The organism is Allobaculum fili (genome assembly GCF_020969955.1).
GTDB classification, from domain to species: Bacteria; Bacillota_I; Bacilli_A; order Erysipelotrichales; family Erysipelotrichaceae; genus Allobaculum; species Allobaculum fili.
On record NZ_JAHDSX010000167.1, the window covers coordinates 1 to 255 of the forward strand.

1 protein-coding gene is annotated in these 255 nt (G+C 52.9%); it reads left to right on the forward strand.

Annotated features, from left to right (window positions below; translation table 11 throughout):
- Positions 1-27: 27 nt before the first annotated feature.
- On the forward strand, positions 28-255 hold a 228-nt coding region (locus Afil_RS11685), incomplete at its 3' end, for an IS3 family transposase (protein ID WP_369413435.1).

The window sequence follows — 255 nt, forward strand, 5'->3', positions numbered from 1 at the left end:
GTCCTGACTGTGACTGAGCTGTGTGCAATGAACGGTGTCAGTCGTTCAGGTTACTACAGCTGGTGTGCTCAGACAGAAAGCCGTGAACAAAGAGAAGCCCGGGACAGAGCAGATTTCGAACTGATTCGGCAGGCTTTCCGGAAAGCGCGCGGCCATGCCGGTGCCAGACAGATCCAGATGATCCTTCTCCATCAAAGCCCCAGTATCAGGTTCAACATGAAAAAGATCCGGAGGCTCATGAGGAAGTTCAACCTG